The organism is Mycobacterium sp. (assembly GCF_049280035.1).
Taxonomy (GTDB): Bacteria; Actinomycetota; Actinomycetes; order Mycobacteriales; family Mycobacteriaceae; genus Mycobacterium.
In genome coordinates this window covers 1-19,607 of sequence record NZ_JBAPPI010000291.1, presented here as the reverse complement: position 1 = coordinate 19,607, position 19,607 = coordinate 1, and the positions used below count along the sequence as shown (strand labels likewise).

The 19,607-nt window shown below is 65.5% G+C and carries 21 protein-coding genes, 1 tRNA gene and 1 pseudogene; 9 read left to right on the top strand and 14 right to left on the bottom strand.

Annotation, left to right across the window (positions count from 1 at the left end; all coding sequences use genetic code 11):
- The first annotated feature begins 213 nt into the window (after positions 1-213).
- From WAN71_RS09820 to WAN71_RS09810, 3 genes are all read left to right on the top strand, one after another.
- A complete protein-coding gene (locus tag WAN71_RS09820; RefSeq protein WP_422225144.1) occupies positions 214-1,497 on the top strand; it encodes a TetR/AcrR family transcriptional regulator in 1,284 nt (427 codons plus the stop codon).
- Positions 1,498-1,649: 152 nt separating this feature from the next.
- Complete coding sequence (locus WAN71_RS09815; RefSeq protein WP_422225143.1) at positions 1,650-2,492, top strand: SDR family oxidoreductase; 843 nt, start codon at positions 1,650-1,652, stop codon at positions 2,490-2,492.
- Positions 2,493-2,592: 100 nt separating this feature from the next.
- On the top strand, positions 2,593-3,015 hold the full coding sequence (locus WAN71_RS09810; RefSeq protein ID WP_422225142.1) for a lipoprotein LpqH: 423 nt from the start codon (positions 2,593-2,595) through the stop codon (positions 3,013-3,015).
- Between the two features lie 190 nt (positions 3,016-3,205).
- On the opposite strand, the gene WAN71_RS09805 is transcribed toward WAN71_RS09810, so the two are convergent.
- Positions 3,206-3,673, bottom strand: coding sequence for a hypothetical protein (locus WAN71_RS09805; protein ID WP_422225141.1), 468 nt, complete (start codon positions 3,671-3,673; stop codon positions 3,206-3,208).
- 242 nt (positions 3,674-3,915) lie between these two features.
- A tRNA-Leu gene (locus tag WAN71_RS09800) sits at positions 3,916-3,999 on the bottom strand.
- 537 nt (positions 4,000-4,536) lie between these two features.
- On the opposite strand from WAN71_RS09800, the gene WAN71_RS09795 reads away from it, so the two are divergent.
- From WAN71_RS09795 to WAN71_RS09785, 3 genes are read left to right on the top strand one after another with little or no spacing between them, the layout of a single operon-like run.
- Positions 4,537-4,812: a hypothetical protein gene (locus WAN71_RS09795; protein ID WP_422225140.1), complete on the top strand. Its 276-nt coding sequence runs from the start codon at positions 4,537-4,539 to the stop codon at positions 4,810-4,812.
- A gap of 37 nt (positions 4,813-4,849) precedes the next feature.
- Positions 4,850-5,230, top strand: a complete 381-nt coding sequence (locus tag WAN71_RS09790; protein WP_422225139.1) for a hypothetical protein — start codon at positions 4,850-4,852, stop codon at positions 5,228-5,230.
- Positions 5,227-5,574 carry a DUF3817 domain-containing protein gene (locus tag WAN71_RS09785; protein ID WP_422225138.1) on the top strand — a complete coding sequence of 116 codons (348 nt, stop codon included), beginning with the start codon at positions 5,227-5,229 and terminating at the stop codon, positions 5,572-5,574. The genes WAN71_RS09790 and WAN71_RS09785 overlap by 4 nt, the downstream gene beginning before the upstream one ends.
- Here WAN71_RS09785 and WAN71_RS09780 read toward each other — a convergent pair.
- The 9 genes and pseudogenes from WAN71_RS09780 to clpS all read right to left on the bottom strand — a co-directional run bounded on the left by WAN71_RS09780 (position 5,569) and on the right by clpS (position 11,378).
- Positions 5,569-6,174, bottom strand: coding sequence for a non-canonical purine NTP pyrophosphatase (locus WAN71_RS09780; RefSeq protein ID WP_422225147.1), 606 nt, complete (start codon positions 6,172-6,174; stop codon positions 5,569-5,571). The genes WAN71_RS09785 and WAN71_RS09780 overlap by 6 nt on opposite strands.
- The gene (gene rph, locus WAN71_RS09775; protein WP_422225137.1) at positions 6,171-6,950 is read right to left on the bottom strand and encodes a ribonuclease PH; all 780 of its coding nucleotides are present in this window, start codon (positions 6,948-6,950) and stop codon (positions 6,171-6,173) included. Before rph ends, WAN71_RS09780 begins: the two co-directional genes overlap by 4 nt.
- 29 nt (positions 6,951-6,979) lie before the next feature.
- Positions 6,980-7,753 carry a cyclic nucleotide-degrading phosphodiesterase gene (locus WAN71_RS09770; RefSeq protein ID WP_422225136.1) on the bottom strand — a complete coding sequence of 258 codons (774 nt, stop codon included), beginning with the start codon at positions 7,751-7,753 and terminating at the stop codon, positions 6,980-6,982.
- A 70-nt stretch (positions 7,754-7,823) separates the two neighbouring features.
- The gene (gene murI / locus WAN71_RS09765) at positions 7,824-8,639 is read right to left on the bottom strand and encodes a glutamate racemase (protein ID WP_422225135.1); all 816 of its coding nucleotides are present in this window, start codon (positions 8,637-8,639) and stop codon (positions 7,824-7,826) included.
- Between the two features lie 6 nt (positions 8,640-8,645).
- Complete coding sequence (locus tag WAN71_RS09760) at positions 8,646-9,302, bottom strand: rhomboid family intramembrane serine protease (RefSeq protein ID WP_422225134.1); 657 nt, start codon at positions 9,300-9,302, stop codon at positions 8,646-8,648.
- Positions 9,299-9,409: pseudogene (cysM, locus tag WAN71_RS09755) on the bottom strand (cysteine synthase B); the annotation flags it as partial. The gene WAN71_RS09760 and the pseudogene cysM, both read right to left, overlap by 4 nt.
- 20 nt (positions 9,410-9,429) lie before the next feature.
- Positions 9,430-10,482 carry a P1 family peptidase gene (locus tag WAN71_RS09750; protein WP_422225133.1) on the bottom strand — a complete coding sequence of 351 codons (1,053 nt, stop codon included), beginning with the start codon at positions 10,480-10,482 and terminating at the stop codon, positions 9,430-9,432.
- Entirely contained in the window at positions 10,479-11,051 is a 573-nt protein-coding gene (locus tag WAN71_RS09745; RefSeq protein ID WP_422225132.1) for a DUF2017 domain-containing protein, read from the bottom strand. The genes WAN71_RS09750 and WAN71_RS09745 overlap by 4 nt, the downstream gene beginning before the upstream one ends.
- 24 nt (positions 11,052-11,075) lie before the next feature.
- Entirely contained in the window at positions 11,076-11,378 is a 303-nt protein-coding gene (gene clpS, locus WAN71_RS09740) for an ATP-dependent Clp protease adapter ClpS (RefSeq protein WP_422225131.1), read from the bottom strand.
- 99 nt (positions 11,379-11,477) lie between these two features.
- On the opposite strand from clpS, the gene WAN71_RS09735 reads away from it, so the two are divergent.
- Positions 11,478-12,752, top strand: coding sequence for a nicotinate phosphoribosyltransferase (locus WAN71_RS09735; protein WP_422225146.1), 1,275 nt, complete (start codon positions 11,478-11,480; stop codon positions 12,750-12,752).
- A 14-nt stretch (positions 12,753-12,766) separates the two neighbouring features.
- Positions 12,767-14,764, top strand: a complete 1,998-nt coding sequence (locus WAN71_RS09730) for an ATP-dependent DNA helicase (protein ID WP_422225130.1) — start codon at positions 12,767-12,769, stop codon at positions 14,762-14,764.
- 45 nt (positions 14,765-14,809) lie between these two features.
- Here the strand turns inward: WAN71_RS09730 and WAN71_RS09725 are convergent, their stop codons facing one another.
- The 3 genes from WAN71_RS09725 to WAN71_RS09715 all read right to left on the bottom strand — a co-directional run bounded on the left by WAN71_RS09725 (position 14,810) and on the right by WAN71_RS09715 (position 17,700).
- A complete protein-coding gene (locus tag WAN71_RS09725) occupies positions 14,810-15,235 on the bottom strand; it encodes a DUF2510 domain-containing protein (protein WP_422225129.1) in 426 nt (141 codons plus the stop codon).
- Between the two features lie 205 nt (positions 15,236-15,440).
- On the bottom strand, positions 15,441-16,568 hold the full coding sequence (locus tag WAN71_RS09720) for a BTAD domain-containing putative transcriptional regulator (protein ID WP_422225128.1): 1,128 nt from the start codon (positions 16,566-16,568) through the stop codon (positions 15,441-15,443).
- A gap of 319 nt (positions 16,569-16,887) precedes the next feature.
- The gene (locus WAN71_RS09715) at positions 16,888-17,700 is read right to left on the bottom strand and encodes a serine/threonine-protein kinase (RefSeq protein WP_422225127.1); all 813 of its coding nucleotides are present in this window, start codon (positions 17,698-17,700) and stop codon (positions 16,888-16,890) included.
- Positions 17,701-17,776: 76 nt separating this feature from the next.
- Between WAN71_RS09715 and WAN71_RS09710 the strand changes: the two genes are divergently transcribed.
- A partial coding sequence (locus tag WAN71_RS09710; protein ID WP_422225145.1) for a cation:proton antiporter occupies positions 17,777-19,607 on the top strand: 1,831 nt, incomplete at its 3' end.

Here is a 19,607-nt window from a genome sequence, read left to right as displayed (position 1 = left end):
GAAGTCGTCGCCGTCGACCGCTGGAGCGGCCCGCCGCTGTAGCAACCTGGTAGCGTAAACCAAATATTCGGTCGGTCGGCAACAAATCACGACCAGGGAGGTGTCGTGGGGCTTCAGCAACCATCCGAGGCTGCAGCCGCTCGGAACTCCGCGCGCCTAGACTTGCCCGATGCCGATTCGGTGGTTCGGGCTGGCCGAGCCGGACGTTCTCAGATGACGCCGGCAAAGGGGCGCGCAGGCGCGTACGACGACGGCACTCGCCGGACCGAAATCCTGCAAACTGCGGCGTCATTGATTGCCTCCTCAGGCTTGCGAACGTCCCTGCAGGAGATTGCCGACGCCGCGGGCATTTTGCCGGGAAGCCTGTATCACCATTTCGAATCGAAAGAAGCGATTCTCGTCGAGCTGGTTCGCCGGTACTACGCCGACTTGGACCGCATCGGCGAGATCGCCCACGAGAAATTGGACAAGCCCGACTCGGACTCCGCCGCTGACGAGATCTTTGAGTTGGGAACTGCGATCGCGCGCTGCGCGGTGCAACATCGCGCCGCCCTGCAGATGTCGTTCTATGAGGCGCCGAGTGCAAATCCGGAGCTCGTGAAACTGCTTCAGACACCGCCCACCGCTGTCCAGCAGGCGATGCTGCAAATGCTGCGCGCCGGTAGGTGGAGTGGCTACATCAGATCCGATATCGATCTCCCCATACTGGCCGACCGGATCTGCCAGACGATGATGCACGTCGGACTCGACATCATTCGGCACACCGCCGCAGCCGACCAGACGGCAGTCGTGTTGTGCCGCATCATGTTGCATGGTCTGGCCAGTCGACCCCAGAGTGATCGGGAATTGGATCGCTCCCCTGCCTTCGCGGCCGCCGAGGCAGCGATCAAGACATGGAGCGATGAAGGTGAGTCCGAGGCCAACGACAAAGCCGCCCATGTCCGCGCTGTAGCACGAGCCGAGTTCGGCCGAAAAGGCTACGAGGTCACCACCATCAGGGACATCGCTTCCGCGGCCGGACTGGGCACCGGGACCGTGTATCGGCTGATCGGGTCGAAAGACCAACTCCTCGCCTCGATCATGGAGTCTTTCGGCAGGAAAGCCGGCGGCGGATTCGCCGCTGTTCTGCGCGCCGACGCCACCCCGGTTGAGAAACTAGATGCGCTGAGCTGGGTCAACATCAACGCGTTGGACCAATTTCCCGACGAGTGGAAGATCCAACTGGCCTGGATGCGCCAGTCGCCGCCAGACACGCCTAATCCGGGGGTGGCGTTCATCATGCGACTGCGACAGCTGCGGGCGCTGTTGTCAGAAGGAATCCAGTCCGGCGACATCCGAATTGAGGACCCGCCGTCCCTCGCGATGCTGTCGCGCTGCGTGATGGACATCCTGTGGATGCCGGAGAACATCGTGCGGGCGCAAGGCAAGCATGCGGCGCTGATCAATGCCCGTGACACCGTGGTGCGCGGCGCCGCAGAGCGCGGCAGACGCAAGTAAGAACGCGATCGACTTCATCAAACACCCACTGGTGGCTGCAGCGTGCACGATACTTGCGGTGTGCGCCGTTGACCAGCCTTGTTGTACCAAATATCTGTTCCCCGTAAAGTACACCGGAGCCTTTACTGTTGGCGTGCCCAGAGAGGATAGAAATGACTGGTATCGAGCAGTTCCGCTATGACGGCAAGCGGGCGCTGGTAGTCGGAGGTGCCACCGGCATGGGCGCCGCGGCGGCGAAAATCGTCGGTGCCCTCGGAGCCGAGGTCATCAACATGGATTACGCACCGGTCGACTCCAGCCTGGGCCGCGGGATCCAGGTAGACCTTCGGGACCCGGCGTCGATCGACAGCGCACTCGAGCAGGTCGGCGGACCCGTCGACGCCCTTTTCTCCGCCGCCGGAATCGCCGACGGCCCCGACCTGATGAAGATCAATTTCATCGGCCATCGGCATGTGATCGACCGGCTGATGAACAACGGTCAACTGAACCGCGGTGGGGCGATCTGTTTCATCTCCTCGGTGGCCGGCATTGGATGGGAAAGCGATTTGCCGCGACTTCAGGAGTTCTTGGCCACGCCCGACTTCGAGTCGGCGGACGCCTGGGTCAAGGCGCACGAGGCGGATGGGTTTGGCCATTACGGCACCAGCAAGCAGGCCATCAACACCTATGTTGCGACGCACGCATTTCCATTCCTGGCCAAGGGTGTGCGGATCAACGCGATCTGCCCCGGCCCGACGGATACTCCCCTTGCCCGAGCCAACGCTGACCTGTGGCTGACCTTCGCGCAGGACTACCGGGAGGCCACCGGCGCCCAGGTCCACACGCCCGAGCAGATGGGCAACGTGATGGCGTTTCTGAACAGTGACGCCGCCGCCGGTATCAACGGCGTCACCCTGCTTGTCGACTACGGGCACGTCAATTCATCGAATACCGGAACGTTCGCAGCCGGCAAGCCCATCATCGACTTGCTGATGGGCCGGATCTCGCTCACCTAGTGAGCCGCGCACATTTAGTCCCGAAGACGGCCTTGCGGCTGGTAGAAAAAGGCTGCGACGAGAACACGCATCCAAGCGGCTGTCGGATTGGAGGTGCACGGTGGGAGGCCGGTTCGTCACAGCGGCGGTGACCGTTCTAGTGGTGGTGGCATCCTGCGCGGGGTGCTTTATGCGTTCGGACAAGGTGGCGCAGCAAACCGCTCGAATCACGGTGGACAACAACACCCGCACCTCGCACGCCGTCACCTGTAATCAGGTTCAGTGGTTGTTGACCGCGAACATCACCGCCGCGCCTGCAACTGTTCAGGTGTTACTCAAGCTCGATTCCGAAAAGCCGAAGCTCGAATCGGTCAACTTCAACAACTTCGCGGGCTTCACCGGCGTCTCCGATGCCGGAGCGGGTGATGCGAAAGCCGTTTTCGCCAATGGCACCTACACCATCACGGGCACGGCCGAAGGATCTAAGCTCAACGATCCACGCGTCTCGTTCACGGCGCCATTCAAGATCGAGGTGGGCTGCTGAGCGACGCCGATCAGTTGTCCTCAGGCGGCTCTTCGGGTCGGGGCAACGGAGGCGAGTTCTGCAGCCACTTCCTGAGCCGAAGAAGGCTCCCGACCACGATGCCTATAGCCAAGAGGATTAGTACCACCACAATCGCGGCGCTCACACTGTCAATGGTGACAGGTGGAAGGTCGGGTGGGGTCTAACCGCGCTACCGGGTTATCTGCGCCATCACACCGGCGGCCTGATCCGGGCATTGCTGACGGATGGTGGTGCCGGTTAGGGCGCCAGCGTTAGAAGCGCTGTAGCCACGGGCCTCAAGGGTGGTTTCGATGGTGGCCAGGCTCGTGCCATTCCGCAGTGCCGCACAGATGTCGAAACGGCTGTCGATGCTCGCGGCCTGCGCCGGCGCAGCGAGCGCCAACCCCGCGACCACCGCGGCGGCGGCAAAGACAAACGCCGGGATCATGATCATTGCGTGGCCCTTGCCGTGCACGCCATGCTCAACGTTGCGGTAGCCCCACCAGGCTGCGGTAATCGCCACAATCGCGAACGCGAGAACCAAGAGCGTCAAACCGTCCCCGAAGGCGAGCATCAAGATAATGCCAGCGAGGATCCAAAGCGTCTCGGCGACTGGGTAACGGGTCCCTTGGTCTCCGCTGATGGTGCTCTGCCGCATGTCAGCCTCGCTAGCCGTAAAGGTCAACGTCCGATTTAGTGACCGTTACCGTCTGCTAACGCCTGAGCGGTGCGAACACTGCCCGATCTGAGGTGATCGTGACGCATTTCACTGGCGTGCGTGCAGCTGCTGTGGTTGCTAGCAAATCGCTCTGGGCCAGATCAGATTCAATCGCTCACGCCGGTGCGGGATCTGCGATCTTCTCCACGAGTCCCTTGGACAGGCAGTGGTCGCCACATCGGTGCGGGCGGAGGGACTCGAACCCTCATGCTCTCTCGAGCACCGGCACCTAAAGCCGGCGTGTAAGCCAATTCCACCACGCCCGCGCGCCCCGCGATCGTACCGCTTCGATCACCGATGAATCTGTCGGTGGCCCCTCCTACGTTGGCGGTGAAAGGGGCGAAAGGATGCGATCCGCAGAAGAGTTCGACGCCGTACAGCGCCTCATCGCTGCTGGTGTGAATGACTGCGCGATCGCCCGTCAGACCGGCATTCCGCGATGCACGGTGCGCGACTGGCGATGCCGACCGCAGCTTCGATCTAGAGATCGGCGTGGGCCACCATGCACCCACGATTTCTCCCGCCTACCGGCGAAGGCGTACAGCTATCTACTCGGTCTGTACTTAGGTGACGGATGCATCTCAAGGCACCCTCGAGCCTGGCGGCTAAGAATCGTTCTCGACGACAAATACCCCGGGATTATCGAGCGCTGCCGCGAGGCCATGGACGCACTGATGCCGGGCCAGCGGGCGGCGACGCTACGCCGTCCCAATAATTGCACCCAGGTCTCGCTCTACTCGAAGCACTGGCCGTGCCTTCTGCCTCAACACGGGCCCGGTAGAAAGCACTTGAGGCCGATCAGGTTGGAGCCTTGGCAGGAAGTGCTCGTCAAGGAGGCCACCGAGGAATTCGTTCGCGGCCTTATCGACAGCGACGGCTGCCGCGTCGTGGCGAACGATCGCGGTGTCCGAAGCGTCCGCTACCACTTCTCCAACCGATCCCACGACATCCGCGGGCTCTTCTGCGCGGCGCTCGATGAACTTGGTATTCCGTGGACGCGGCCGCGCTGGTTCGAGGTCGCGGTCTACCGCAAAGCCGCCGTGGCGCGCCTTGACGAATTCGTCGGACCGAAGGCGTGATGGGCCCCGCCGACCAGCTCCGGAGTACCTTCTAGGGGTGTCCACTACACGTCGTCGGAGACCCGCGCTCATTGCGCTGGTGATCCTCGCGGCCGGCGGTTGCCTCGCGTTGGGCTGGTGGCAGTGGACAAGATTTCAGTCGGCCTCGGGCACCTTTCAGAACCTGGGATATGCGATGCAGTGGCCGCTGTTCGCCGGATTCTGTGTGTACGCCTACCGCAAGTTCGTCCGCTACGAGGAGGCGCCACCAGAACTGGCGACGGACCGCGAAATGACCGAAGTGCCCGACGGATTGCTGCCCGAGCGGCCCACACCTGTAGGGCACCAGCCCGACGATCCCGCGCTACAGGAGTACAACGCTTACCTCGCCGAGCTCGCAAAGCGCGACGCTGAAAAACAGAACAGGACCACCGCATGACCACACCCGAGACGCCCGAAGCGCGGCAGGTTACGCCCGTCGAAAAGATCCGCACAGCGCTGCTGGGCTACCGCGTGATGGCGTGGACGACGGGTATCTGGCTCATCGCGCTGTGCTACGAAATCGTTTCGCATCTGGTCTTCCATCACGAAATCCGCTGGATCGCGTTCGTGCACGGCTGGGTTTATATCACTTATGTACTGGCGGCTTTCAACCTTGCCGTCAAGGTTCGGTGGCCGATCGGCAAGACGATCGGCGTGCTATTAGCCGGGACTATTCCGCTGGTTGGGATCATCGTCGAGCACTTCCAGACCCGAAACATCAAGGCGCAATTCAACTTATGAGTCTGCCAGCGCCCGCAGCGCCGGCAGCAATAAAGCAAGCGCGCGACCGCGATGCGACGCCGCGTCTTTGTCGGCCGGACTCAGCTGTGCTGCAGTGCAATTGGAACCGTCCGGAATAAAGACTGGGTCGTAGCCGAAGCCCGCGTCGCCGCGCGGCTCTCGCGCGATAAAGCCGGGCCACTCGCCGCGGACGACAAACTCACCTGACTCCGACACCAGCGCGCACGCCGACACGAAGGCCGCACCCCGTCGCTCATCGGGCACATCATGCAGCTGCGCCAACAGCAGCGCGGTGTTGCCGGCGTCGTCGCCATGCACGCCCGACCACCGCGCCGACAACACGCCGGGCATGCCGTTCAGCGCGGCCACCTCCAACCCCGAGTCGTCGGCGACGGTCGGCAGCCCCGTCGCGGCGAACCCGTCGCGGGCCTTGGCCAACGCGTTGTCCTCGAAGGTCGCACCGGTTTCTGGCGCTTCGTCGAACGGCGGCACGTCGGACAGTGACGCCAACGTCAGTCCCGTCAGCGCGGCCGCATCCAACACCCGACGCAGCTCGACCAGTTTCTTGCGGTTGCGGCTGGCAACCAGCAGCCGGGTCAGCTTCCGAACGCCTTCTCACGCGCGGGCCCTTCCGGCAACACCCCCGGATACGGCAACGCCAACGCCTCGCGCTGGGCCACAAAGAGCTTGTCGCAGGCGCCCTGGGCGGCGTCGAGCAGCTTGTCGAGCGTCGACCGCGGGAACGTCGCACCCTCGCCGGTCCCCTGGACTTCGACCAAGGTCCCGGTGTCGGTCGCGACGACGTTCATGTCGACCTCGGCGCGGGCGTCTTCCTCGTAGGGCAGGTCCACCCGCACCCGGCCGTCGACCACGCCGACGCTGACCGCCGCGATCGCACACGACAGCGGCCGCGGATCGGACAGCTTGCCGGCCGCAGACAGGTAGGTCACCGCATCGACCAGCGCAACATAAGCACCCGTGACCGCTGCGGTGCGAGTGCCCCCGTCGGCCTGCAACACATCGCAGTCGACCGCAATAGTGTTCTCCCCCAACGCCGCCAGGTCGATGCAGGCCCGCAGCGACCTGCCGACCAGTCGGCTGATCTCTTGAGTGCGGCCGGACAGGCGGCCCTTCACCGATTCGCGGTCTCCGCGAGTGTGAGTGGCCGAGGGCAGCATCGCGTATTCGGCGGTGAGCCAGCCCAAGCCTGACCCCTTGCGCCAACGGGGCACGCCCTCGGTGACGCTTGCCGTGCACATGACTTTGGTCTGGCCGAACTCGATCACCACCGAACCCGCCGGGTGCGAGGTGAACCCGCGGGTGATGACAACCGGTCGAAGCTCATCGTCGAGGCGGCCGTCTTCTCGTTTGGACACGCCGCCAACCCTAGCGCGCGGTTAGCCGATCAGGAGCGGCCGACATTGAACGTCTCGCCGCAGACCACTGCATGCACCGGGCCGCCGAATTCGGCCTTCGCCTCGCTGATCACGTCTTCACGGGAGGTCCACGGCGGGATGTGGGTGAGCAACAGCTCCCCTACCCCGGCCGCGGCCGCGATCCGGCCCGCCTCGGTGCCCGACAGGTGCAGGTTCGGCGGACGGTCGGGCGAATCTGTCCACGACGCCTCGCACAAAAAGACGTCGGCGTCGCGGGCCAACTCGATGATGGTGTCGCAGTAGCCGGTGTCACCGCTGTACACAAACGTCGCGCCCTCGGGATTGGTGATGCGCAGGCCAAACGACTCAGTGGGATGACACACCACCCGCGGCAAAACCGTCAGCGCGCCGACTTTGACGGCCTCACCGTCGACCCAATGCTTGATGTCGAAGATGTCGGAGCAGTCGTCGATCTCGCCGCCGTAGGGCGATGAAGCCGCGCCGAGCCGCGACCAGGTGTCACTCGGGCCGTACATCAACGCCTTGCCGGTAGGAGGCGTCGGGTGATAACGGCGCCAGACAAACAATCCCGGTAGGTCAAGGCAGTGATCGGCGTGCAGATGCGACAACAACACGTGCACCGACCCCGGATCGGCGTGCCGCTGCAGCGCTCCGAGCACGCCCCCACCGAAGTCGATGACAAATGGCGGAGTGTCCGGCGCCCTGAGCAGATAACCCGATGCCGGCGAGTCCGGGCCGACGACGCTCCCGGAGCAGCCCAGCACGGTGATTCGCACGGTCACTACTGTGCCACGCCGGGCATCACGATGGAGAAAACATTGCCGCATTGGGTGATCAGAATCATCTGCATACCTAGGAAACGTGGGTGTGACGAACGGGTTCAACGCCGGTGACCGCTGGGCCGAGAAATCGAGCCGCAAGTTTGGTGAACGCCTCGGGGTCGCCGGTGGCTTCGAACACCCGGGTGGCGGGCGGGGCGTCATGCGGTCGCAGCAGTTCAAGTTCTGTGAGCACCCGGAGCAGCTCTTTTGCGGTCTCCTCGGCGCTGGAGACCAGCGTGACGGACTCGCCCATTGCCAGCTGAATCAGTCCGGAAAGCAGCGGATAGTGCGTACAGCCCAGCACCAGCGTGTCGACACCGGCGCGCTGCAGCGGCTCGAGATAGCCCTCGGCCAATCCGAGCACCTGGCGCCCACTGGTGATGCCACGCTCGACAAAATCGACGAACCGTGGGCAGGCCACCGCGGTGATCTCGGTGTCGCGGGCGGCGGCGAACGCGTCCTGATAGGCGCCCGAGGCGACGGTGGCCTGGGTGCCGATCACACCGATGCGGCCAGTGTGAGTTGCGGCGACGGCGCGACGCACCGCGGGCAGAATCACTTCGACGACGGGCACGTCGTAGCGTTCCCGCGCGTCATGCAGGCAGGCCGAGGATGCCGAATTGCAGGCGATCACCAAAGCCTTGACTCCGCGGTCGACGAGGTCGTCGCCGATGGCCAGCGCATGCCCGCGAATCTCGGGAATCGTCAGCGGCCCGTAGGGACCGTTGCCGGTGTCGCCGACGTAGATGATGTCCTCGTCGGGCAGCTGATCGATGATGGCGCGCGCCACCGTCAACCCGCCGACACCGGAGTCGAACACCCCGATGGGCGCTAATGCATTACTCATGCCGGCTCACGTCGCTGATCGCGGCGAGGCACGCCGATGTTCCCGGGCCTTGCGTTCCGGGCTGGACAACAGGTAGGCGGCCAGCACGCCGGCAATGCCTCCGCAGAGATGTCCCTGCCAGGACACACCACCGCACACGTTGAGCACCGGCACGGCGCCCCACAGGACCCCGCCGTAGCCGAGCAGTACCAGGATCCCGATGACGATCTGCCAGGTCGAGCGGGTGAAGAATCCGAACACCAGCAGGAAGGTCAACCAGCCGAAGATCAGCCCCGAGGCGCCGATGTGATCGGTCTCCAGGCCGCACGACGATCCCACCCTGCCGATGAGCCAGGTACCGAAACCGCCGACGATCCACACGATCGCCGTCGCCCACAGGAACCGCGACATCCCGGCCAGGGTCACCAGAAAACCCAGCACCAGCGCGGGCCCGGTGTTGGCGATCAGATGCGCCCAGTTCGCGTGCAGCAGCGGAGCGAACAAAATGCCCCAAAGACCGTCGGCCTCCAGCGGCCGGATGCCGTTCTGATCCAGCTTGTGGTGGTCCATCGAGTCGAACAGCTCGACGATGTAGAGCAGCGCCACGAAGCTGATGATCGTGGCTCCGCCGACCAGCCACGGGGAGCGCTTCTTCGGTTGCCCCACCGGTGTGGTCATGCTCATAGCTGCCCTTCTAAAGCGTCTTCCGCTTCCTCCAAACTACCGGCGTAGGCGCCGGTGGACAGATACTTCCACCAGGCGTCGGCTACCACGAAGGCAATGTCGCCCCCGCACGCGGGGGACCCCCACCTCATCGCTCTGTTTCTCTATCGTCGCCGGCGCGTCGCTGGAACGCCCCGGGCAACAGGTCCCGGTAGGTCGGTATTCCGGCGACCGACTGGGCGGCGATGACACCGACCAGCACCGCGCGGGCCAGGCAGTCAGCCGCCGCAACGCCTACCGCGGTGACCAGCGGCGTCTCCGGCGAGAACGCGGCCGGCGTGTCGGCCGACGGCGCCACCTCGACGGCGCCGGTGGCCAGCGCGAACACCATGTCGCCGTCCACCGGGGTATGCGCCGGCCGGATGCTGCGGGCGAGTCCATCGTGAGCGGTGCTGGCAACCTGTCGGCAGGCGCCCGGGCTCAGCGCGGCATCGGTCGCGACCACCGCGACCGCGGTATTCAGCGAGCTCAGCGGGGATTCGAGCTCCGCGAGCGCAGCGAGCTGCTCATCGGGCGGCGCCGTCAGACCCAACTCGTCGGCCAGGTAGCTCAGCCACGGCAGGCCGGTCGCCTGGTCCACGACATTGCCCGCGGAGTTCACCGCGACCAGCGCCCCGACGGTCACCCCCGACGACAGCGTCGTCGACGCGGTCCCCACACCGCCCTTCAGCACACCAGCGCACGCCCCCGCTCCAGCACCGACCGTGCCCACCGCGACGTCGGCGCCGGCCGCCTGACAGGCGGCGTAGCCGAACTCGGCCGTCGGCCGGTGGCTCCAGTCGCCGACGTCCAGATCGAAGATCACCGCGCCCGGCACGATCGGTACCACCCCGCCAGCCATCGCCACGCCGCGGTTGCGCTCCTCGAGCCAGCTCATGATTCCGTCCGCGGCCGCTAATCCGTAGGCGCTGCCCCCGGCGATCAGCACCGCGTCCACATAACGCACGCTGTTGACCGGATCGAGCAGATCGGTCTCCCGGCTGCCGGGCGCACCGCCGCGGCAATCCACGGCGCCCACCGTGCCGGGCGGCGTCAGGACAACCGTGACGCCGCGCGCCCAACCGGCACCCGTCGTCACGTCGGGGTCCAGCCGGTGGTGGTGGCCGACCAGGATCCCCCCGACGTCGGTGATCGAGTTCATCGCGACTCCATCAGCGCTAAGACCAGGTACTCCTGCAGGAAGGTCAGCCATTGATAGACGTCGAGGTGCGAGGCCATCGGATGGTCCTCGGGCAGTCGATCGGGGCCCTCGGGGCGGATATCGAGCATGGTGCCCAGTGCCAGCCGGAGGTCGTTTACGGCAGCGATCCAGGCGTTCGCGTCATCTTCGGTCAGCTCGAATCGACCGCCGTCGTCGGGCACTGTAGCCAACAGCTGTTGTGCCGCAACACGTTTGGCGGCGATGATTTCTGGCTCGCGCAGGCTGCGCAGGGCTGCATTCAGACTCTCGATCGCTTCAGAGGCGGCGTCGTCGGGCTTCGAGAAGTCCGGCAGCAGCCGTTGCAGCGTCGCATTGTCAGGGGGGTCGGAGTTGCCGGTCTTCATGCCGGTGATTTGCTCAAGTTCGTCTGGCGGCGACGATGATTCCCGTTCGTCGAGCAGTCCGATCATCGAGTCGACCAGATTCTTGAGCAAGGTCGCCTCATGCGAATCCAGCGCGGACCGAAAACGGGGACCGTCAGCGGTCTCAACCCGCTTCCACTTGCGCACGTGGAGACCCGGATGCCCTCGGTCTCAGCGGTCCTGCTGCATGGTGGCCCACAACCCGGCCGCATGCAGCTTGGACACGTCGGTCTCCATGGATTCGCGGCTGCCCGCCGACACCACGGCTTTGCCTTCGTTGTGGACCTGCAACATCAGCTTGGTGGCGTGCGGCTCGCTGTAGCCGAACAGCTTCTGGAAGACATACGTCACATAGTTCATCAAGTTGACCGGATCGTCCCACACGATGGTCACCCAGGGAGCGGCGGTGGTCTCGACCGGGTCGGCTTCCCGTTGCCCGGTGGTTCCCGGCTTTGTCGGGGCTGACGCAACCATGGCTTCTAGGATAGCGAGCCGCAGCAACGAACCCGATACCGTTGCGATGTGAACGACTCGGGTTTCGCCGGGCTGCTGACCGACAGGTACGAGTTGACCATGCTGGCAGCGGCGCTGCGCGATGGCACCGCGGATCGCCGGACCACGTTTGAGCTGTTCGCCCGCCGGCTGCCCGACGGGCGCCGCTACGGGGTGGTGGCCGGGACGGGCCGATTTTTGGAAGCTCTGCCTGAATTCAGGTTCGACGACATCGCGTGCGAATCGCTGGCGGAATTTCTCGACCGCGACACGTTGGCCTACCTGCGCGAGTATCGCTTTGGCGGTGATGTCGACGGCTATGCCGAGGGCGAACTGTATTTCCCTGGCTCGCCGGTGCTTTCGGTGCACGGCAGCTTCGCTGAATGTGTGGTGCTCGAGACGCTCGCGCTGTCGATCTTCAACCACGACAGCGCCGTTGCATCGGCCGCCGCGCGAATGGTCAGCGCAGCCGAGGGGCGACCGTTGATCGAAATGGGCTCACGGCGCACCCATGAGCGCGCCGCAGTCGCCGCGGCCCGCGCTGCCTACATTGCCGGCTTCGCCGCGTCATCCAACCTGGAGGCCCGCCGTCGCTACGGCGTTCCGACGGAAGGCACCAGCGCGCACGCGTTCACCCTGCTACACACCGGCCCCGAGGCGCCCGACGAGCTGGCCGCGTTCACAGCACAGGTCGACGCACTCGGTCCCGGCACCACGCTTCTGGTCGACACCTACGACGTGACGACAGGTGTGGACAACGCAGTGGCGGCCGCCGGCACCGGGCTTGGGGCGGTGCGAATCGACTCCGGGGACTTGGGCGTGCTGGCTCGTCAGGTCCGCGAGCAGCTCGACCGGCTGGGGGCGACCCAGACCCGCATTGTCGTGTCCGGTGACCTGGATGAATTCGCCATCGCCGGATTGCGGGCCGAACCTGTCGACAGCTACGGGGTTGGCACTTCGCTAGTGACCGGGTCGGGCGCGCCGACGGCGAACATGATCTACAAGCTGGTCGAAGTGGACGGCGTTCCGGTCGAGAAGCGCAGCCCCCGGAAAGAGTCGCACGGCGGCCACAAGGAGGCGCTTCGGCTGCGTCGTCCGACCGGCACGATCACCGAGGAGATCGTGCATCCCGCGGGACGCCGGCCCCCGACCACTGAACCGTCTCGGGTGTTGACGATTCCACTGGTGCGCGATGGGCAGCCGGTGATTGATGTGGATTTGGGCGCGGCGCGCGACCTGGTGACGTCGGGCTTGCGAAGCTTGCCGTGGGAGGGTCTGATGTTGTCGCACGGCGATCCGGCGATTCCCACGACGCAAATCCCGGCCCGACGTCAGCCCATCGACCAACAGGAGTAGCCACGCCCGACGAGTTGCCGGTGTCAGTGCCTGAGCTGCTGGCCACCGCGGTGGCGGCGCTGGGCGGCAGCGAGCGCAGCGGCCAACTGCAGATGGCCACGGCGGTCGCCCACGCCTTCGAAACCGGCGAGCACCTGGCGGTACAGGCGGGAACCGGCACCGGAAAGTCGTTGGCTTACCTTGTTCCGGCGATTGTTCGCGCCGTCTCCGAGGACACGCCGGTCGTGGTGTCCACCGCGACGATCGCCCTGCAGCGCCAGCTGGTCAATCGCGATCTGCCCCAGCTGGCCGATGCGCTCACCGATGCGCTGCCCCGCGCGCCGCGATTCGCGCTGCTGAAGGGCCGCCAGAATTACTTGTGCCTGAACAAGATTCACAATGGATCGGCAGCGAGTTCAGATGACGAACCGCAAGACGAGCTTTTCGAGCCGCAGGCGGCCACCGCGTTGGGTCGCGACGTGCAACGGCTCACCGCCTGGGCGTCGACGACGGAGTCCGGTGACCGCGACGACGTCAAACCTGGTGTAGCCGACCGATCTTGGTCGCAGGTCAGCGTGTCCGCGCGGGAATGCCTCGGCATGGCACGCTGCCCGTTCGGCACCGAATGCTTCGCCGAACGCGCCCGCGCCACAGCCGGCCGAGCCGACATCGTCGTCACCAACCACGCACTGCTGGCCATCGACGCCGTCGCCGACTCGGCCGTGCTGCCAGAACACCAGCTGCTGGTCGTCGACGAGGCACACGATCTGGTGGACCGAGTGACCGGGGTGGCCAGCGGCGAATTGACGTCGACCGCGCTCGGAGTCGCCTCGCGGCGCATCACCAGACTGGTCGAACCGGAACTGATGCAGCGGTGGGAAGGGGCGTCCACCAGGTTCACCGCGGCAATCCAGAACGCCACTGCAGGTCGCATTGACCACCTCGACGACGAGCTGGCGACTCATCTCACCGCGCTGCGAGATGCAGCCAGCGCAGCGCGTTCGGCGATCGACACTTCCCCGGCCGATACCAAGGCCGCGTCGGCGCGCACCGAGGCCGTCGCCAGCCTCACCGAGATCGCCGACACCGCATCGCGGATGCTGATGTCGTTCGCGCCGGCGATCCCCGACCGGACCGACGTGGTGTGGCTGGACCAAGAAGACAACCGGGGTTCGACGCGTGCCGTGCTACGAGTGGCGCCGCTGTCGGTGGCCGGACTGCTGCGCGACCGGTTATTCGCCGGGTCGACTGCGGTCTTGACGTCCGCGACACTGACCGTCGGCGGTTCCTTCGACGCGATGGCGACGGCCTGGGGCCTGGCCGACCCGCAGGCTGACGCCGAAACGCGTTGGTGCGGAATCGATGTCGGATCACCGTTCCAGCACGCCAAAGCCGGGATCCTCTACGTCGCCGCGCATTTGCCCCCGCCCGGGCGCGACGGCACCGGCACGGCCGAGCAGCTGAGCGAGATCGCCGACCTCGTCACCGCGGCGGGCGGGCGAACGCTCGGGTTGTTCTCGTCGATGCGGGCGGCCCGCGCCGCGGCCGAGGCCATGGCCGAAAGACTTTCGACACCGGTGTTGTGCCAAGGCGACGACAGCACCGCCGCGCTTGTCGAGCAGTTCGCCGCCGATGCGGAGACGTCGTTGTTCGGCACGCTGTCGCTGTGGCAGGGCGTCGACGTGCCCGGCCCGTCGTTGTCGTTGGTCATCATCGACCGCATTCCATTTCCGCGGCCCGACGATCCACTGCTGTCCGCCCGGCAGCGTGCGGTAGCCGCGCACGGCGGCAACGGGTTCATGGCCGTCGCCGCCAGCCACGCCGCGCTGTTGCTGGCGCAAGGCGCCGGGCGGCTACTGCGTGGCGTCGACGACCGAGGCGTGGTCGCGGTGCTGGACTCCCGGATGGCCACCGCACGCTACGGCGGCTACCTGCGCGCCTCCCTGCCGCCGTTCTGGCCGACGACCGATGGCTCGCAAGTACGCCAGGCGCTGGAGCGGCTCCGTGCCGCACAGGAGGCCCGCTCGGCGTGACGGGCGGGGCGTCAGCATTAGCCGTGCCGTTGGGTGATGTCGGCGCTAAGCCAAACCGAGGGCTTTGTTCTGCTTGACGGCCTCTTGGTAGCAGGCCATCACCGACCAGCTGTCGACGGCAAGCGCAAAGATTACTCCGATACCGAAAAACCAGATGGTGATCCAGAAGAGGACCCAGAGACCTGCCATCCAGGCGCAGGTCGCCCTGCTCCCTCCCATGAGGAAAAGGACCAGAGGTGGAAAAAAGAGGCCGCCAATTGCATAAAGGACCGGATTCTTGTAGAGGTGCCCGTTGCCCGGCGACTGCTGACGGGCGTGGTCGACGAAGGCTTGAGTTTCGGGCAACGGGCGGGGCTGCGCCTCGGGTGCGGGGCCCAGGTCTTGCTCCCATTCGTTGCCGTCCCAATACTTCTGGCCGCGCTTGACGGTGGGGTCGGGGTACCAGCCAGCCGGCTGTGGTTGTGTCGTCATCATCTTCTTTCGCTTTCTCCGGGACGATGTCCGGGTCGGAGTGCTTGAGTGGGTCGCTACGGCCGGACCTCGCGGCCGGCTACCCATAGGTTTCAGCCGACGGCTTGGAAGATTCTTGGCGTGTTCGTGTGGTCGGCGATAGCCGACGGTTGATCTCTTTTGTAAATGTCGCAGCGCTCGGCTCAGGTGGGTCAGGCGTTGAGTCTCATCGTCGTTGGATCTCGAAGGTGAACTCGTGGCCGCAGATGTTGATGAGGTCACCGTCGGCAAGGGTGGCGCTGGGACGCAGTTGCAGGTGCTGCACTTGCACGCCGTTGGCCGACCTCAAATCGGTAATCACGAAACTGCCTCCGGTATCGATGATTACGGCGTGGTGCCTGCTGACATCGTCGTCGTCCAGAATGATGTCGTTATCCGGAAGGCGCCCTATGCGGGTGGCGGCCGCTTGTAACGGATAGTGCCGCCCGGCGCCGTCACGCAACCCGGCGACAACGGACTGGCCGGTGAACACGGTGCGTGCGGTGGACATGGCGCGCCTGGCGGTGGTCTTGGCGCCCTCTTTTATGTCCAGCCGCTCCTGACGCAGGATTCGCGCGTGCAGGGCGTTAAGTGTGGGTCCCGGGTCGATACCCAGATCCTCGGCCAGCACCGTTTTGAGTCGTCGATAGGCCTCTAGGGCGTCGGATTGGCGTTCAGCAACGTAATAGGCGGTGATGAGCTTGGCCCACAGCGGTTCACGATAGGGATGGTTGGCGGCGAGTGCTTCGAGTTCACCGATGACGGCGCTGGCACGTCCGGACGCGATTTCGGCTTCTGCACGGGCGATTTGGACCAACATATAGTCTTCGGTCAGCGCGGTGGCGAACGCCTCGACGAAAGCGAAGTCGCGTAAGTCATCAAGCGCCGCCCCGCGCCATTCGTTCAGCGCGGCCGAAAAGTGGCCACTGGCCTGATCGAATCGTCCCGCTGCGGCAGCGTTCATCCCCGCGGTCTTCTCGGTGATGAAGCGGTCCATATCGCAATCGCCCTCAGCGACGCTGAGTCGATAACCCGGCGGTGCGCTGGCCAACACTTCGTAGGGATTAGCCCCGGCGTCGGCTAGTACGCGCCGCAGGTTAGACACATAGGAGTGGATGCTGGTACGTGCTGCTGACACCGGTGACTGGTCCCAGGCGGCGTCGATCAATGACTCCGTGCCGATGGCGCGATTCCGGTTGATCAGCAGCATGGCCAGTATTGCCCGCTGTTTCGGCGTCCCCAATGCCACGGGCGTGCCAGCCACGGTCATCAGCAACGGTCCCAGCAGACCGTACCTGAGACGAGTTCCGGTCATCGCGCTCCCAAGTCTGCGGTCATCAGCGATGTTAGTTTCCCATTTTGACGTCGCCCGACCATTGGCGACACCCGGACTCAACCACGCGGCGAAAGATGTGCGCCGCCCGGCGGGCGCAGGGGCTGCCGCGCGGGTTGTCCGGGCAACACGTCGGCCGAAGCTCCGAAAGAGGCGGTGGCGCAAGCAGAGCGGCGGGCCGAGCGACGGCCGGCGAGGCATCGCTCGCCGACTGAGCGGCTGCGGCTGTGAGCCACGAACGGGTGGCATTCGGGCTCGCACCCGGGCGCATGACGTTTCGAGGAACGCCCTTTTTCGGCGGCTACCGCAGGGCGGCCAGCGCGTCGCTGACCTCGGCGGCGGTCGCCGGCCGCGTTTCAGCTGGGGCGAGGCAGCGCTGGACCAGTTCGCTTTCAGCGGCGGTCAGCTTGCCCGATATCCGCGGATGTGCCGACATCACCGTGCGGATGGCTAGCATGGGCTGACCCACCGGCAGATCCCCGTACAAGCCCTCCCCCGACAGCGACCGGTTGATCGTTGCGCCAAGCGACCAGATATCCGTTGCGCGGGAAGGGATTTCGCCGTGCAGCAGGGAGGGGTCCAGGAATTCGACGGAGGTCTCCGGCGCGAAACTTGTCACCGTCGCCGCAGAGTTGAGCACCCGCGCCAGTCCCAGATCCGACAGCTTGGCGCCGTCGGCGGTGAGCATCACGTTGGAGGGCTTGATGTCGGCGTGCACCAACCCGTGCTCGTGTAGCTCGTGGACGGCGCGCGCGGCGTGCTCGAGGGCGTGCAGGATCTCTGATCGTGACACAGGACGCGCCGGCGAGGCCAGCGAGCCGATCGGGAAGTACTCCATCGCGTAGAAGAAATTGTCCTCCAGCACGACGTCGTAGATGCGCACCAGCCTCGGGGAGGGCACCGCCGCGAACGCGCGCAACTCACGCACGCCGCGCCGGTACGCATCCGTGCTGACCGGGGCGGTGAACACCTTGACGGCCACCCGGTCAGTGGAAAGGCCGAGGCGCGTGGGCGGTTCGGCGAGGTAGAACCGGCCGTTGTTGCCTTCGCCGAGCACGCCCAGGATCCGGTAGTCGGCGATTGCGGCGGGGACGGAGTCTGTGTCGGCGGGCATCGGGGCGTCCTTAGTCGGGTGCCGACGGTTGCGGAACCGGTGCGGCGGTCAAGCTGATTATGGTGCACTGTTGGCCGTGATTGCGGTATTCCCGTATGTCCTGCTCGACATTGCGGTGATCGTCGCGCTGGCGCGCCTGTTCGGGTGGGTGGCGCGCAGGTTCCGCCAGCCCGCGGTGATCGGCGAAATCGTCGCGGGGATCGCTCTCGGCCCGAGTCTGCTGGGCCTGTTGCCCGGCCACTTCGACACCCGGCTTTTTCCCGTCGATGTGCAGCCGTATCTCAAAATCCTGGCCGAGCTCGGGCTGGTGCTGTTCATGTTCATCGTCGGTCTGGAGCTCGACATCGCGCTGATCCGCGGCCACCAGCGGCGCGCCGGCACGATTTCGCTGGCCTCGATCGTCGCGCCGTTTGCGCTGGGCGCGTTGTTGACAGTGAGTCTTTATCCGATGCACGACGTGGTCGACGGCAAGAAGGTGCCGCTGCTGGGCTTGATGCTGTTCATGGGTGTGGCGATGTCCATCACCGCGTTTCCGGTGCTGGCGCGGATTCTGGCCGAACGTCACATGAACCGCACCAGCATCGGGGTTGTGGCGCTTGCGGCCGCGGCGGTCGACGACATCCTGGCTTGGACGTTGCTGGCTTTTGTGTACGCGGTGGTCAAGGGCAACGGTCTGGGGTCGGTGGTGCGCATCGTCGCGGTGTCGGCGCTGTTTGTGACGGTGATGTTCGTGGTCGTGCGGCCGCTGCTGGCGCGGATGATGAACTGGTACCGGCGGGCCGGCCGGGTAACCCCCGATATGCTGGCGATCGTCCTCGTCGGCGTGCTGTTGTCGGCGTTGATCACCGAAAGAATCGGTATACACGAGATTTTCGGCGCATTTTTGTTCGGCGCAATCATGCCGCGGGCGGATGCGCACGAGTTCCGCCGCGAGATCCTCGAGCGGATCGAACAGGTCAGCGTCTTGCTGCTGCTGCCAATCTTCTTTGTGGTGGCCGGTTTCGGGGTAAACCTGCGCGCGTTCAGGGATCCGGGCCTGCTGTGGCAGCTCGTGTTGATTCTGGCGGTGGCTATCGGCGGCAAGTTCGGCGGCGCTTTCGCCGGTGCCCGCACACAGCGGATGAGCTTCCAGCACAGCGCCGCGATCGCGGTGTTGATGAACACCCGCGGGCTGACCGAGTTGGTGATTCTGCTGATCGGCAAGCATCTCGGTGTCCTTGACACCGAGATGTTCACGATGATGGTGGTGATGGCGCTGCTCACCACGGTGATCACCGAACCGCTGCTGCGGATCGTCTACCCGGACAAGGCGGTGCAACGCGACATCGAAGCCGCCATCAAGGCCGAGCTGGGCGCCGAACAGATCTACCGCGTGCTGGTGGTCGCGGACGCGGCGCCGGGCTGGATGACCGAGCGGTTATTGCGGTTGGCTGACGTGGCGTTGGCCGGGCGCAGCCCGGGTGAAATCCTGCTGTCGCGGATTTTGGAGACCGATGCCCACTCACGGCTGGAGCTGGGGGCCGATCAAGTGCCCGACCTGGCCGCCATGGCCGAGGCGGTGGAAGCGTTGGAGGACTATGCCGCACACACCGTGGCGACCGAGGCACCGCTGCGGGTGTTGTGCCGGTTCGGTTCGGCGTCCGGCGAGGACCTGATCGGGCAGGTGCAGACGTCGGGGGCCGAAGCGGTGGCGCTTACCGAGGACTGGGTTCGCCGGCATCCCGGGGCGTTCGATGCCCTGGACGCGGTCACGGTGCTGATTGTTCCGGCTGAGCTCCCCGCGGTCTGGCTGACGGCCGGCAGCGACGCGGCGGTGGCGGTGTCCGATGAGGCGGTGTACGTGCGAGACGATGGCACGGCCGACGGTTTCCGCGCGGTGCTCGTGGCGGTCGCCGCCGCGGCGCGTT

Excerpts from the sequence above, each read along its gene's own strand:
- WAN71_RS09760 (WP_422225134.1), bottom strand. The coding sequence starts at position 9,302 with ATGAGCATGACCACACCGGTGGGGCAACCGAAGAAGCGCTCCCCGTGG.
- clpS (WP_422225131.1), bottom strand. The coding sequence starts at position 11,378 with ATGGTTGCGTCAGCCCCGACAAAGCCGGGAACCACCGGGCAACGGGAA.
- WAN71_RS09820 (WP_422225144.1), top strand. The coding sequence starts at position 214 with ATGACGCCGGCAAAGGGGCGCGCAGGCGCGTACGACGACGGCACTCGC.
- WAN71_RS09720 (WP_422225128.1), bottom strand. The coding sequence starts at position 16,568 with ATGACCGGAACTCGTCTCAGGTACGGTCTGCTGGGACCGTTGCTGATG.
- murI (WP_422225135.1), bottom strand. The coding sequence starts at position 8,639 with ATGAGTAATGCATTAGCGCCCATCGGGGTGTTCGACTCCGGTGTCGGC.
- WAN71_RS09715 (WP_422225127.1), bottom strand. The coding sequence starts at position 17,700 with ATGCCCGCCGACACAGACTCCGTCCCCGCCGCAATCGCCGACTACCGG.
- WAN71_RS09750 (WP_422225133.1), bottom strand. The coding sequence starts at position 10,482 with ATGAACTCGATCACCGACGTCGGGGGGATCCTGGTCGGCCACCACCAC.
- WAN71_RS09725 (WP_422225129.1), bottom strand. The coding sequence starts at position 15,235 with ATGACGACACAACCACAGCCGGCTGGCTGGTACCCCGACCCCACCGTC.
- WAN71_RS09735 (WP_422225146.1), top strand. The coding sequence starts at position 11,478 with ATGCTGGCAGCGGCGCTGCGCGATGGCACCGCGGATCGCCGGACCACG.
- WAN71_RS09815 (WP_422225143.1), top strand. The coding sequence starts at position 1,650 with ATGACTGGTATCGAGCAGTTCCGCTATGACGGCAAGCGGGCGCTGGTA.
- WAN71_RS09785 (WP_422225138.1), top strand. The coding sequence starts at position 5,227 with ATGACCACACCCGAGACGCCCGAAGCGCGGCAGGTTACGCCCGTCGAA.
- WAN71_RS09805 (WP_422225141.1), bottom strand. The coding sequence starts at position 3,673 with ATGCGGCAGAGCACCATCAGCGGAGACCAAGGGACCCGTTACCCAGTC.